Here is a 12,952-nt window from a genome sequence, read left to right on the forward strand (position 1 = left end):
CTCCGGCGACTCCACCTCCGTGCTCCGCGATGCGAGGCGCGACCATGCATGACACCGCCACCGCGGACCAGCGACTGCTGCTCGACGCCTCCGCGGACCTGATAGCCGACCTGTGCCCGATGGACGCCGTCCGGGCCGATCGTCACCTCGACACCGAGTGGGCCGTGACCTATCGACGCCGCACCGCGCGGCTCGGCTGGTATTCGCTGCTCGTGCCGGAAAAGCTCGGCGGCGGAAACGTGTCGGGCAACGGGCTGGTCGACGCGACCCTGATCGCCCACCGCAGGGGCCGAGAACTCCAGCCCGGCCCGTTCGCCGCCGCCAACGCGATCACCCATGCGCTCGCCACCGACGACGGTCACGAGCGCGGCCCCGACATACTGGCCGCCGTCATCGCGGGCGAACAGGGCGTGAGCTGGGCCGTCGGCATCCCCGGCGTGCACGCGGCGCATAGCGGACCGCATGCGCGGCGAGTCGGTGACGGCTACGAACTCTCCGGGACGACCGGACTGGTGGTCGACGCCGACACCGCCGACTGGATCCTGGTGACCGCGACGTCCGAGGAAGGGCTCTGCCAGTTCCTGCTCCCCCGCGCCACCCGAGGACTCACGATCACCCCGGTCGAATCGCTCGACATCTCCCGCCGCTTCACCGAGATCACCTTCGATCGCGTCGCGGTCACACGCGCCGATCTGCTCGGCGCGCCGGGCCGCTGCGACGACCTCGTCCACCGGCAACTGGCGATCGCCGCCGTACTGACCGCCGCCGAAGCCGTCGGCGCGATGGAGCGCGACCTCGAACTGACCGTGCGTTACGCCAAGGACCGCATCGCCTTCGGCAGGCCGATCGGCTCGTTCCAGGCGATCAAACACGTACTCGCCGACATGAGCCTGTATCTCGAGATGAGCATCGCGACCGTCCTCGCCGCCGCCGAGGATCTCGGGACCGGCGACAGCCACGGCGTTCTCGCCGCGAGCATGGCCAAGGCGTTCGTCGGCGACCACGGAATCGATCTGGCGCAGAACTGTTTCCAAGTGTTCGGCGGAATCGGCTTCACCTGGGAACACGATCAGCACCGGTACCTGCGGCGCATCACCACCGATTGCGCCCTGTTCGGCGACGCGGCCTGGCACCGCGAACACCTGTGCCGGTTGTCGGGACTGTGAGGAGCAACGCATGACCGTCGATCTCGACGCCTTCCGCCGCGAAGTGCGCGACTGGGTGCGCGCCAATCTGGAACCCGCGCCACGGCCGGGGCGCCGCCGCTACGGCCCCGAGGACACCACACCCGAGGACATCGCCGTCGCCCGCGCCCTGCAGCGGACCCTGTTCGACGCGGGCTTCGCGGGCATCTCCTACCCGGCCGAATACGGCGGACGCGGACTCACCGCCGCGCACGAACGGGTCTTCCGCGAGGAGACCGTCGACTACCGGACACCGGATTTCGGCGGTGTCGGCCACGTAACCTTCGGCGCCATCGGCCGATCGCTGCTCGCGCACGGCGATCCCGACCTCCTCGCCCGGCACATCCCGAGAATCCTCGCGGGCGAGGAACTGTGGTGCCAATTCTACTCCGAGCCCGCGGCCGGATCCGATCTCGCGGGCATCAGGACCAGAGCCGTGCGCGACGGCGAGCGCTGGATACTCAACGGCGCCAAGATCTGGAGCACCGGAGCGCATCTCGCCGATTACGCGATGTGCCTGGCGCGCACGAACTGGGATGTCTCCAAGCATCGCGGACTGACCTGGTTCGTGGTCCCGACGGACGCGGCGGGACTGACCATCCGCCCGATTCTCCAGATCAGCGGCGTCACCGGCTTCTGCGAGGAATTCCTCGACGACGTGGTCGTCGAGGAGGTGATCGGCGGGGTCGACGACGGCTGGACCGTCGCGCAGACCATGCTCGTCTACGAACGCGGCGCGGGCGACTCCTCCGGACTGCCCGCCGAACCGCGCACTCTCGCACCGGATCTGGTCGAGGTCGCACGACGCGCAGGACGACTGCACGACCCGCTGGTCCGACAGATGATCGCCCGCGCGCACACCGACGACTACGCGCAATATCACCTCGGTCGCCGGATCGCGGCCAGGCTGCGCGCGGGCACGACCCCGCAACCCGCGATCGCCGCATACGGCAAACTCGCGGCGGGCACCTTCGCTCCACGTCGGGTCCGCACCGCACTCGAGATCGCCGGACCCGGGGCGTTGCAGTGGCACGCCGACGATCCGAACGGCGCCGAGACGGCCACCGACTACCTCAACGGACGCCTCAGCGCCATCCCCGCGGGCACGAACGAGGTGCAGCGCAACGGCATCGGCGAACGCGTACTCGGTCTGCCGAGGGAGCCGAGTTTCGATTCGACCAAACCGTTCTCCGAGGTGCTGCGCGACGCCGAGAACTGGAACCACCGCATCGGCTGACCCCGGCGGTTCCCCGCACCGCGCGTCGATCCTCGGCCATTGGCTATTGTCGAACCGCGCGCGGGCCGATCTCGCGCCTCGGAGCACCGACGAACGAAGGGAGTACCGCGCCATGGCCGCAGAGCCACTGTTCTCGACCACCGCGCCGCGCTCCCCTGAACCGGACGAGACCACCGAAACGGAAGTGCGGCGCCGCCTCCTCGACGCGACCGAGGAGGTGGTGCGGAAGGTGACCTTGGCCAAACTGAGCATGGCCGACGTCGCCCGCGCCGCCGGTGTCGCGCGCGGCACGCTCTACCGGTACTTCGAATCGCGCGAAGTCCTGCTCGACGCCGCGCTCACCCGCACCGCCGACCGGTTCTTCACCGAGGTCGCGCTGGCGATGGACCGGCGATCCACACTGTCCGAGCAGCTGGGTGAATTCTCCCGGATGCAGATCCGCTCGATCCACCCCGAGGTCGAACACGGCGCGAGCCGCGACGCGCTGTTCTATCAACTCCAGCGCGGCGAGGGCACCCAGGCACTGCGCCGCACGGCGAAATTCCTCATCCCCTACCTCGAAGCGGCCCGGGTGCGCGGCGAGATACGCGACACCATCGACGTGCTCGACGCGGGTGAATGGCTCGCTCGCATTCTGCTGTCCTTCAGTGTTTTCCACGCCTCGATGTCCTACGAGGCGACCGATCCGGAATCGGTCAGCTCGTTCGTCCAGCGCTACGCCATCGACGGCCTGTCCGCGCACGAGCCCGCCTCCGGCTAGATCGACGCGGCGACTTCACCCGTGCCGTTCCGGGTGGCCGCGCAGGAGTGGATGCGATTCGTAGGCGACCTCGACCCTGTCGATCGGCGGGTCTGTCGGAGTGTCGTTGCGGTGCGCGATGACTCGGACATAGCCCAGGTGCTCGCCTCGATCCTGTTCCAGCGCCGAGATTTCGGTGGCGTTGTCGGGTGCGACATCGTGCTGCCAGTCGAGCCAGCGGCGCCATCCGTCGGGCATGGTGTCGGCGCGGTCGACGTCGAGTACGCCACTGCGCCGCCAGTGGTTTCGCCACCAGGTCGCCGAATGCAGGCAGGCCATACTCGGTTCCCACCAGTCGCGCAGGTGTTCCGGTGGGAGGCCGTCGATTTCGCGGGTCAGTCCGGCGCCCGCGATGGCGAGGGCGCCGCCGGGGCGCAGGAAGGCCGCGAGGTAGTTGGCGTAGAGGTCGTCGGTGCCGTAGTAGAGGAAGGAGTCGATGCTGATGACCGCGTCGAAGAAGCCGGGGGCGAACGGGAGCGCGCGGGCGTCGGCGCGGATCGGGAACACCGCGTCGGCGACGCCCGCGTCCCTGGCCCGCGCGGCGCGTTCACCCGGATCGAACCACAGATCGGTGGCCCAGACCTGGACGCCGAATTCGCGGTGCAGGAACACCGAGGACGCGCCGCGTCCGCAGCCGAGATCCAGCACTCGCATATCCGGCCGCAGTTCCATTGCATCGGTGAGCCATTCGGTGAGCCACAGCGAGTTGGCGCCGCCGCTGACACCGGCGCGGATCCAGTCGGGGTGGTAGGCGGCGGTTCTGGGGAAGATCTCGTCGTTCACGGTCGCATATCCTCTCGGAAGGGGCCGAGTTCACCGAAATCGACGCTGCGTTCGATGATCCGGTGCCCGGCGGTGCGGAATCGGTAGGTGCGGCGGACGGTGAACCGTAGCCCGCTCGGGCGAAGGACGCGGGCAGGCGTGCCGTGGCGGTCGTGCAGGGTCAGCGCGCCGGTGTGGCGACCGCGCATCTCGGCGGCGACGAGCACGACCGGTCCGCGTCCCGCGACCGCGCGGACCGTCCAGTCGAGTTCGCCGAACGCGCGGCGCAGCCATCGCGAGGTCGCCCATACGGCGTCCGGGCCGGTGCCGCGGCAGGGTCCGGGGGCGTAGTCGCCGGGTCGGTTGACGGCATCGGCGGCGAAACAGCGACGGAAGTCGCCGCGGTCGCCGTGGCTCAACAGTTTGACCGCGAGCACCGCGAGCACCTGGGCTTCGGTGGGCCGGACGGCGGTGGCGGCGGTCATCGGGCTACCAGGACGAGCAGGACCAGCGCGGCGACCGACAGCGCGAGAAATACGGTGGGAGGGACGATCGCGTTGTCGCGCGCCCGGATGTGCAGGTAGACGGCCGCGAGGAAGTACGCCACCAGCCCGGCCGCCGCGGCGACGGAGATCGGGAGCCACAGCAGTCCGAGCCCCAACCCGAGCGCGGCGGCGAGTTTGAGCGCGCCGAGCACCCGGAGGTGAGCGGTGGGAAAGCCGACCGCCTCGACGGTGGCGACGATCGCGGGCTGCCGGGTGAGCGTGGCCACGGCCGAGCCGGTGACGGCGAGGGCGAGCAAGCCGGTGATGAGCACCGTCGCGATATTCATTTCGACTCCTGAAGGGTTTTCGATCCGGACGCGAGCAGTGCCGCGCCGATGGCCGCGGAGATCGCGGTGACCACGAAGGGGATCGTGCGGACGAAGGCGACGGTCGCGGGAACGGCATCGACTTCGCGCGGGCAGGGAACCGTCTCCGTCATATTCACTCCATTTCGTCCGACAACTTGTCTGATGAAATCGTGACTTTCAACGGACAACCTGTCAAGTGAAATATGGAAGGATGGCGGACATGACCAAGCGCAAGTACGACCAGGCGGCCCGCGCCGATGCCGCCGAACAGACCCGGCGCCGCATCCTCGACGCGGTGGCCGACCAGTTGCGCGAGGCGCCGACCCGGCCGGTCAGCCTGGACAAGGTCGCCAAGGCGGCGGGCGTGTCGCGATCGACCATCTACGTCGACTTCGGTTCCCGCGCCGGACTTTTCGACGCCTTCGTGGCCGAACTGACCGCGCGGACCGGCGTCGCCGAACTGACCGCGGCGGTAGCCGCCGATGACCCACGCGCACACCTGCGCGGCGCGATCGCGGCGGCGAGCGCCATGATGGCCGGAGACCTGGAGATCTACCGCGTCCTACACGCCATGGACCGACTCGACCCGGCGTCCGCGGCCGACGCCGTGCGCGCCATGGAGGAAAACCGACGCGGCGGCGTCACCTACGTCGCCGAACGCCTGCACGCAGCGGGCGCGCTCCGCGCCGACGTCTCGGTGGACTGGGCCGTCGACATACTGTGGGCCCTCACGAGTTTCGAAAGCCTCGATCTCCTGCTCACCGGACGCGGACTCGGCCTGGACGACGCCGTCGAGCGACTCACCACCACGGCCGAACGCACCCTGTGCCGACCGGAAACCGAACCGCCGACTCAGCCGTAGGGGATCTCTCGGCTGTGCGGGGACGAATCTAGCCGCGCGGCGGATAGGGGCGCACCATGCGCAGCACCATGTCGATGGTGCGTTCGAGCGGGCGGTTGCGGGTGGTGACGGCGACCAGCACGACGCGGGTCCAGATGGCGCCGAGCAGCATGTCGAAGACGTCGTCGGGATCGACGCTCGGGTCGACGCTCTCGGGCGGGGCGGCGGCGAGGATGGCGTGGAACTGCGGACGCGCTGACACCCGCAGGTATACCTCGGGTTTGTCGGAGGAGCGGCGGTGGGCGAGCAGACCCGGCGCCGCGACGCGGGCCGCGGGCTCGCCGAACGCGGCCAGATAGGCACGGACGAAGCGGCGCAGATCCCGGCGCAGATCCCCGGTGGGGGCGATGTCGACCGGGCGCGCGGCCGGGAACGCGGCGTCTTCGATCAGCTCGATGCGCGAGGGCCAGCGGCGGTAGAGCGCCGAGGAGTGCACGCCCGCGCGTTCGGCGATCGCCTGGACGGTGGTCGCGTCGAATCCGCGTTCCACCAGTAGGGCGCGGGCGGCGGCGAGGGCCTTCTCGTCGATCGTGGTGTCGCGCGGTCGACCCACCTGCTGCACATTCGCCATGCCGTCAAGCGTAACCCGCGACGACCCGCAGGTCATCACAACCATTACAGGTCAGACCATCCTGAAACTTTCAGGAGGGACTCTTCCGTAATTACCGATCCTGCGGCTATCGTCGGTGGCCGGAACCGCGCCCGATCCACGGTCGCGGCGGCGAGAGGACACAGCAGCATGAACGACTTCCGGGAAGATCAGGCGCAGATCGGCGAACTGCTCATCCGCTACGCCACGGGCGTCGACCAGCGGGACTGGCCGCTGTTCCGCACCTGCTGGACCGCCGACGTCGAGGCCGACTACGGCCAGATCGGCACCTTCTCCGGCGTCGACGCGCTCACCGACTTCATGGTCGCCTCCCACGACGCGATGGGCCCGACCCACCACCGCCTGTCGAATTTCGTCATCGACGTGTCCGGCGACACCGCGACCGCGCGGTCCTACGTGCACGCGATCCTGATCGCCGTCCCCGGCGACCCGTCGAGCTGGATCGACGCTGTCGGCAACTACGAGGACACCCTCGTCCGCACCTCCGACGGCTGGCGCATCGACAAGCGCGTCGTGAACATGGCGCGGGTCATGACCGCGAACAGCGTGGTGTAGCAGGCGATCCCCCACATCGATCCGACGAAGGAGAAATCATGCGCGCAGTCGTATTACGAGGCGGCGAACTGGAAGTCAGGGAGACCGCCGATCCCGTCGCCGGTCAGGGCGAACTGCTCATCCGGCCGCTCAGCGCCGCCTTGTGCGCCTCGGACGTGCACTACATGGACAACCCGAACAGCGCGCCCCGGTTCGTCTGGGACGCCGACCGTGACGTCGTCATGGGACACGAATTCATCGGCGAGGTCGTCGGACACGGCCCCGGGGTGTCGGACGCGTTCCCGATCGGCGCCAGGGTCACGAGTATGCCCCTGCTGCTCGGCACGGGCGACCCGCACGTCATCGGGCACGATCCGGACGCGCCGGGAGCGTTCGGGGAGCTGATGCGGGTGTCGGAGATGATGACCCGCGCCGTCCCCGACACGGCCGCCGACGACGCCGTCGCCGTTGTCGACGCGTTCGCGGTCGGCGAATTCTATGTCCGCAGTTCGGGTATCGGCCCCGGCGAGCTGCCGCTGGTGATCGGCGCGGGCGCCATCGGCCTGTCCGCCGTCGCCGCGTTGCGCTCGCGCGGCATCGAACACATCATCGTCGCCGACTACAGCCCGTCCCGGCTCGAATACGCCCGAACCTTCGGCGCGACCATCGTCGTGAATCCGGCCGAGCGCTCGCCGTACGAGGTGTGGCGCGAAACGGCCCGCGACACCGGCGCGACCTGGCCGCAGGTCGTCTTCGAATGCGCGGGCGCACCCGGAGTGGTCCAGAACATCGTCGACTCCTGCGAATTCGGCACCAAGATCTTCGCCGCGGGCAGTTGGAGCGGCGTCGACCCGCTGTCCATTCCCTCCGCCATGCACCAGGGCCTGACCATCCAGTTCGGCGGCGGCCCACACCCCCAGGACTGGTACGGCACCCTCGACGCGGTCGCCGAAGGCCGCCTCGACCCGCTTCCCAGCGTCGGCCGCACCATCACCCTCGACGAGGTTCCCGAAGCGCTCGACCACCTGCGCAAAGGTCAGGGCCCGCCGCGCGTGGTCGTCCACCCCTGACCGGCCTGTTCCGCGCCTACCCTGTCCCGCACCGATTTCGGGTTCCCGAGATAGCGCGGCACTTCGCGATCGGCTGGTCGTTCTCGTCGCCGAAAACGAGCGTGTGCCCGTCTCGGTCGCGAATCAGCAGCGGACTCGCCATTCGCTCGGCATGACCCACGGGAGTGGCGGGTGCCGAGCGAGCACCAGCGGCGCCGCCGAGGCTCACCCTCAGCTCTCTGGCAACCTTCGAGAAAATCCACATTCCACTGGACACCACCGGGGTGTTCTCCCACGAAAGAAACCTATCTGAGCAGAATCACCGGAACTGGGTAATCAACCACAAGAGCGGTCGAGTAACGAATACGAACGCACAGCGATCATCCAGACAACACCGACCCAGGAGGTTCGACATGCTCACCCCGAAGCGGATCGCCGCCACCGCCGTCGTCGCCACCGCAACAGCCGCCACCGCGCTTCTCGGCGGCGGCGTGGCTCGAGCCGACGTACCGGTATGGCAGGCCAACTGCCACCTCTACAACATCTTCAACACCGGCGGAATGTCCAACTGCGAACTCCCGACCTGGCACCAGGTGAAACTCACCTGCGTCGCCTGGCCCGTCCCGTTCACCTACTGGAAGTACGGCCCGGTGCAATACGGCCAGAACCAGTCCTGGGCGAGCTGCGACGGCCCCGGCGCACTGGTGCAGGTCGAGGTCATCCAGGCATAGCTCGCGCCCCCGGCCTGCACGAGGTCCGCGGCGACGTCGCCCGGAAACCGGTGCAGGCACAGACCTCTCGACCGATCCGAACGCGAACAGGCCGATCCCGCTCACCTATCGAGAACTCGCCCACCGGAACTCCACCGCGAACCTCGTCGGGCGCCGCCCGCGAGTGCACGTTCACAGTCTCCGATCTGTCTCAGCAGTGTTCGTAGACGTGGTTCCGATGCCCGGCGGGCGTCAGCTGTCTGTCTCGGAGGATAGTCGCCGCCGGGGTGCCAGGGCGGGCGCACGCCCGCTCGAAAGGTGTGCCGAGGGTGTCGCTGTATTCGATGTCGAGGACGTACGCGCCGTAAACCTCTACGTAGGAACCGCATTCGTCGAACTGCACGCACTGTTCGGCCACGGCGAAGTCGAAGCCGGTCCGCTTTCCGCGGGTGCTGAGTTCGGCGACGTTCTTCTGGCCGATCGCCAGTCCCCGATCGTGGGCGCGTCGTACGAGCAGCGCCGCGAAGTCTAAATTGTCGTCGGCGGAAAGTCGGCCGCGCGACCGCGTGAACGAGTCCAGGTTGTCGATCTCGACTGCCCGGAAGCCTTTTCGCGCGCACTCGTCGATCGCCTTGCCGACGACCTCGCTCAGCCGGGTACGCTCGTCGGACGTGGAGGTGTCGAGAAGTAGTTCGTCGGGCCAGTCGTCATCGATGACGGGCTCGCCGTCGGGACCATCGAGAACGAGGTCGCGGCGCATACGCAACCAATACTCACGGTCGCTCGGCTGGGTTTGAAATCCATTGACATAGCAGATGTTATAGATGCCCGGTACCGGTTCGGCGGAACTGTCGCGGACCACGAGACCGACTCCGCCCGGCGGGGTGTAGGGGTCGCCGAGTTGATAGTCGAACGGTGTTTCCGCACCCGACTTCCACAACAGCGGCGAGATCGACGACACGGTCGTAGGAACCGAATCCGTGGCCTCGTCCTCCTCCGAGGATGTACACGCCACGAGCATCGCACCCGTCAGCAGCGCCACGACCCATCGTGCTTCCCTCCTCGATCTGCCCACGGTGCGATTATGAATCGCCGAAATCCGTCGCGATGCTCTCCGACCCGCAGGTGCCGCGATCTGCCCGAAACGGTGTCCGGCCCACCCGGAACGCCACGGGCGGCGGGCATGATGAGGTCGTGAACTCTCGTGTTCGGCTGTGGTGCCTACGCCACGGTGAGTCGGAGAACGTCACCGCGGGTGTCGCCGGGGCAGTACCGTCGGCGCCATTGACATCTCGCGGTCTCGATCAATCCGCGGCCGCGGCCGACACACTGGCCGACGAGCCCATCGCTCACGTGTACTGCAGCACCGCGCTCCGCGCGCGGCAGACCGCCGAAGCACTGCTGCCGGGTCGCGCCGTCGACATCACGGCGGTGGCCGACCTGGCCGAGGTCGGGATCGGCGCGGCGGAAGGAAGCACGGATTCCGCTGTCCGCCGTGAGACCTCGGCGGTACTGCGAAGCTGGATCGTCGAACGGCGCTTCGAGCGACGAGTGGCCGACGGCGAATCCGGCACGCAGGTACTCACGCGAATGACCACCGTGCTGGAACGAATCGCACAGACGCACGGCGGCGAATCCGTCGCGCTCGTCGGCCACGTGGCCAGTCTCAGCGTCACACTCGCGCGACTCTGCGGCCTCGGCGCGCAGGTCTGGGGAAAGCCACTCCCGCACGCGACGCCGTTCCTCGTCGAACGGAAGGGACGATATTGGGAGTGTCGATCCTGGCCCGAGTGATCGGTTGTCGAAACCCCTCTCGGGGTGGCGGGTTGATCATCGGCGGCCGACCGGTGATGCTGCCGGTGGAGGTGGCGCCTGCGGCTCGGAAGCCGGATGCGTTCGTCAGGGCGGTGGCACACGAGGAGGGCCGCAAGCCGGCACAGATCGCGCGCCGAGCAAGCAGCCGGTCTATGCGGCACACAGTGGCCGATTGCGCCAGGTACATCGCGAATCTGAATTCGTGCAATGCGAGATCGGAACGGTGGTCGATTCGAAATGTCGTCGACCGACATCCTTCGTAATCGGTGCGACTCCCGCGAATATTACCGCCGGACGCTCGCAGAGGCTATCCACCGATTGAACGACATCTCGGCCTCATCTCGATTCGCCGATCTACGCAATCTGCGGTAGACAGAATCATTTACCGACCGGTCTGTTATTACATTTCGGCTTATCGCGATGCCCTGTGGCAGTAGACCGCTAGCATTGGGTCCTGTTTTGTCGCTGAACGGGGAATCCATGGTTGTAGAGACCGAGATACGGCTGCGTCTCGACGAGAGCAAACTGACCAAGGCACGCGCGGTATTCGACAGCGGGGCCGAGTTGGAGAGCTATCGACTTCGAGCAACCGGCACCCGAGATCACGCGGACACATATTTCGATACCGCCGACAAGCTGCATAAACGGAACTGGTCGCTGCGGATTCGGCGGAGCGCCGAAGGAATCGCGATCACTTTGAAGCGGCCGACAGGCGCGACCGGGGGCGAACCGGTTTCCCGCGACGAACTCGAGAATCCGGCCAGCGGGACCTACGTGGAGGTCACCGAGAAGATCGCCGGGATACTGGTCGATGCCGGGATCGTGGAGAGGTCGCCCGCGTCCGAACAGGTCGTAGTCAACACACTGACCGAAGGCGGTTTCGCGGCCCTGCGTTCGCTGGGATTGCGTGACATCTTCACGGTCCGCAGCACCCGACGGACCTGGGATGTGCGCACGAACGACGGCAAGTTGGTTGCCCAACTGGCACTCGATGACTCGCACTACGAAACGGGAGCACTGCCGAACAACGTCGACAATCGCGAAGTTCGCCTGGAAATCGAACTGCAACAAGAAGGCCGAGTAGACGAGCTGAGCCGGATAGCCGCCTTCTGCCGTTCGAGCCTCGACGCCGAAGATGTTTCCGACTCGAAATTCGAGCACGGTCTCGCCCACTACTACGATGCTAATTTGCGGGACAAGCTCGAGACAAAGGTAGCCTTCGAAGAGCTCGGCGACTACGATGCGGTCGTCAAGCGTGTCGAGCGTGGCGATTTCGTCCCAGGATATCGATTCGCTCGCGCGGGCGGCACGCGGCGCATCGCCGACCTCTATTTCGACACTCCGAAGCAGGAACTGTTCCAAGCGGGCTGCTATCTGCGTTTACGCCAGGAAGGGACACGTCGGCAAGTGGTCTTCCGGCGGTTGACCGAGGAGGCCCGTCAGGGTTTGGTCCTGCAACACGAGGTCATCGCCGACGAGAACGCGGCAGATCCGGCCCGCGGTTGGGATTCGATCATGGAGTGGCTCGCCGAGATCGCCCGTATCTCGCCCATATCCGCTCCCGACTCGTTCGACCACGCCGCCGACACGCTGGCGAAGGTGGGGCTGAGGCCGATACTCGAGATCGCAGTCGTCCGGACCGCATGGATAGTGGAGCGCATTCCCTCGGATAAGCAGCCGGATTCTTTCGGCACCCCCGAACATGTCGCAAAACTCAAGCACGATCAAGTCACCTACGCTCACCCCGGTGACCACGCCAACGTCTCGCGAGACGTGGAGTTCGAAATCACCGGCGTCGAGGACGACAGCGCCGCTCCCGACACCCTGCGACGTCCGCTGTATCACACCTTCCTCGCCCAGTTCGTCGAGGCCTGCACCCACCAGTCCTCCGACCACCGCGTCGAGCAACGGATCAGCGCGAAATACTTCCGGGGCATGGCGATCCTCGGTATCGCCAAATCCACGCCGACTTGGTTGAACGACGGTCGCCTGGCCCTACAAACCTCTCTCGTCCGGGAGAATCCGGACCGCCTTCCCATCCATCGCACGGACATCCGACCGCAGGTACGGCTGCTGACGGCGGTCGTCGCGTTGATCGCGGGCTGGTTCGCGATGGCCAGCGGATCCGATGCAGGCATAGGGTCGGGAGGCGGCCGAATCGTCTGGGGCAGTGTGCTTCAACTGGCCGGGCTGATCTCCGTAACCTTCGCCGTCGTCAGCCTGTTCCGTATCTCGTCGCAGGTCATGGCGAGCAGGTACCGACTGGCGGTGGCCACCATCGCCGCCGCGGCGACAGTTGGTATCGGCCTGCCGTGGTTCGGCCGCCATGCCACAGCTGATGCCGTCGCCTTGCTGAGCATTGTTCTCACATGGAGTGCACTCGTCCGTGATGGAGTGGCCTTCCAGCCGCATCCGGAACAGAAATAATCGGGATTGAACCCGAGAGATGGATACCCCGCAGTTCCGGAAATCGGTGAGATGGTCGCGGCACCGGTGAA

General features: G+C 67.2%; 15 protein-coding genes and 1 pseudogene. 10 read left to right on the top strand and 6 right to left on the bottom strand.

Going from position 1 to position 12,952, the window contains the following annotated elements; translation table 11 throughout:
• Nucleotides 1–44 precede the first annotated feature (44 nt).
• The 3 genes from IT779_RS19320 to IT779_RS19330 all read left to right on the top strand — a co-directional run bounded on the left by IT779_RS19320 (nt 45) and on the right by IT779_RS19330 (nt 3,181).
• Nucleotides 45–1,166, top strand: a complete 1,122-nt coding sequence (locus IT779_RS19320) for an acyl-CoA dehydrogenase family protein (RefSeq protein WP_196150729.1) — start codon at nt 45–47, stop codon at nt 1,164–1,166.
• A 10-nt stretch (nt 1,167–1,176) separates the two neighbouring features.
• Entirely contained in the window at nt 1,177–2,421 is a 1,245-nt protein-coding gene (locus IT779_RS19325) for an acyl-CoA dehydrogenase family protein (protein WP_196150730.1), read from the top strand.
• Nucleotides 2,422–2,533: 112 nt separating this feature from the next.
• Entirely contained in the window at nt 2,534–3,181 is a 648-nt protein-coding gene (locus IT779_RS19330; protein WP_196150731.1) for a TetR/AcrR family transcriptional regulator, read from the top strand.
• 15 nt (nt 3,182–3,196) lie between these two features.
• Here the strand turns inward: IT779_RS19330 and IT779_RS19335 are convergent, their stop codons facing one another.
• Genes IT779_RS19335 through IT779_RS19350 form a run of 4 tightly spaced genes read right to left on the bottom strand, consistent with a single transcriptional unit; the run spans nt 3,197 to nt 4,966 of the window.
• On the bottom strand, nt 3,197–4,003 hold the full coding sequence (locus IT779_RS19335; protein ID WP_196150732.1) for an SAM-dependent methyltransferase: 807 nt from the start codon (nt 4,001–4,003) through the stop codon (nt 3,197–3,199).
• Complete coding sequence (locus IT779_RS19340; RefSeq protein ID WP_196150733.1) at nt 4,000–4,467, bottom strand: nuclear transport factor 2 family protein; 468 nt, start codon at nt 4,465–4,467, stop codon at nt 4,000–4,002. Before IT779_RS19340 ends, IT779_RS19335 begins: the two co-directional genes overlap by 4 nt.
• Nucleotides 4,464–4,814: a DoxX family protein gene (locus tag IT779_RS19345; RefSeq protein ID WP_196150734.1), complete on the bottom strand. Its 351-nt coding sequence runs from the start codon at nt 4,812–4,814 to the stop codon at nt 4,464–4,466. Before IT779_RS19345 ends, IT779_RS19340 begins: the two co-directional genes overlap by 4 nt.
• Nucleotides 4,811–4,966, bottom strand: coding sequence for a hypothetical protein (locus IT779_RS19350; protein WP_196150735.1), 156 nt, complete (start codon nt 4,964–4,966; stop codon nt 4,811–4,813). The genes IT779_RS19345 and IT779_RS19350 overlap by 4 nt, the downstream gene beginning before the upstream one ends.
• An 89-nt stretch (nt 4,967–5,055) precedes the next feature.
• Between IT779_RS19350 and IT779_RS19355 the strand changes: the two genes are divergently transcribed.
• Nucleotides 5,056–5,697, top strand: coding sequence for a TetR/AcrR family transcriptional regulator (locus IT779_RS19355; RefSeq protein WP_196150736.1), 642 nt, complete (start codon nt 5,056–5,058; stop codon nt 5,695–5,697).
• A gap of 28 nt (nt 5,698–5,725) precedes the next feature.
• On the opposite strand, the gene IT779_RS19360 is transcribed toward IT779_RS19355, so the two are convergent.
• On the bottom strand, nt 5,726–6,307 hold the full coding sequence (locus IT779_RS19360; protein WP_196150737.1) for a TetR/AcrR family transcriptional regulator: 582 nt from the start codon (nt 6,305–6,307) through the stop codon (nt 5,726–5,728).
• A gap of 168 nt (nt 6,308–6,475) precedes the next feature.
• Here IT779_RS19360 and IT779_RS19365 point away from each other — a divergent pair, with 168 nt between their 5' ends.
• The 3 genes from IT779_RS19365 (at nt 6,476) to IT779_RS19375 (ending at nt 8,660) form a co-directional block, all read left to right on the top strand.
• Nucleotides 6,476–6,901 (top strand): nuclear transport factor 2 family protein, encoded by a 426-nt coding sequence (locus IT779_RS19365; protein ID WP_196150738.1) that lies wholly within the window; start codon nt 6,476–6,478, stop codon nt 6,899–6,901.
• A gap of 38 nt (nt 6,902–6,939) precedes the next feature.
• Nucleotides 6,940–7,950, top strand: coding sequence for a zinc-binding dehydrogenase (locus tag IT779_RS19370; protein ID WP_196150739.1), 1,011 nt, complete (start codon nt 6,940–6,942; stop codon nt 7,948–7,950).
• A 392-nt stretch (nt 7,951–8,342) separates the two neighbouring features.
• Entirely contained in the window at nt 8,343–8,660 is a 318-nt protein-coding gene (locus IT779_RS19375) for a hypothetical protein (RefSeq protein ID WP_196150740.1), read from the top strand.
• A gap of 190 nt (nt 8,661–8,850) precedes the next feature.
• Here IT779_RS19375 and IT779_RS19380 read toward each other — a convergent pair whose 3' ends face one another.
• Entirely contained in the window at nt 8,851–9,714 is an 864-nt protein-coding gene (locus IT779_RS19380; RefSeq protein WP_198428669.1) for an endo alpha-1,4 polygalactosaminidase, read from the bottom strand.
• Nucleotides 9,715–9,833: 119 nt separating this feature from the next.
• Between IT779_RS19380 and IT779_RS19385 the strand changes: the two genes are divergently transcribed.
• The 3 genes and pseudogenes from IT779_RS19385 (at nt 9,834) to IT779_RS19390 (ending at nt 12,881) form a co-directional block, all read left to right on the top strand.
• Nucleotides 9,834–10,433, top strand: coding sequence for a histidine phosphatase family protein (locus IT779_RS19385; RefSeq protein ID WP_332838866.1), 600 nt, complete (start codon nt 9,834–9,836; stop codon nt 10,431–10,433).
• Nucleotides 10,434–10,934: 501 nt separating this feature from the next.
• Nucleotides 10,935–11,156: pseudogene (locus IT779_RS39095) on the top strand (CYTH domain-containing protein); the annotation flags it as partial.
• Between the two features lie 72 nt (nt 11,157–11,228).
• Entirely contained in the window at nt 11,229–12,881 is a 1,653-nt protein-coding gene (locus IT779_RS19390; RefSeq protein ID WP_332838867.1) for a CYTH domain-containing protein, read from the top strand.
• Nucleotides 12,882–12,952: the final 71 nt, after the last annotated feature.

The sequence above is a fragment of the Nocardia bovistercoris genome (assembly GCF_015674855.1).
Classification (GTDB): Bacteria; Actinomycetota; Actinomycetes; order Mycobacteriales; family Mycobacteriaceae; genus Nocardia; species Nocardia bovistercoris.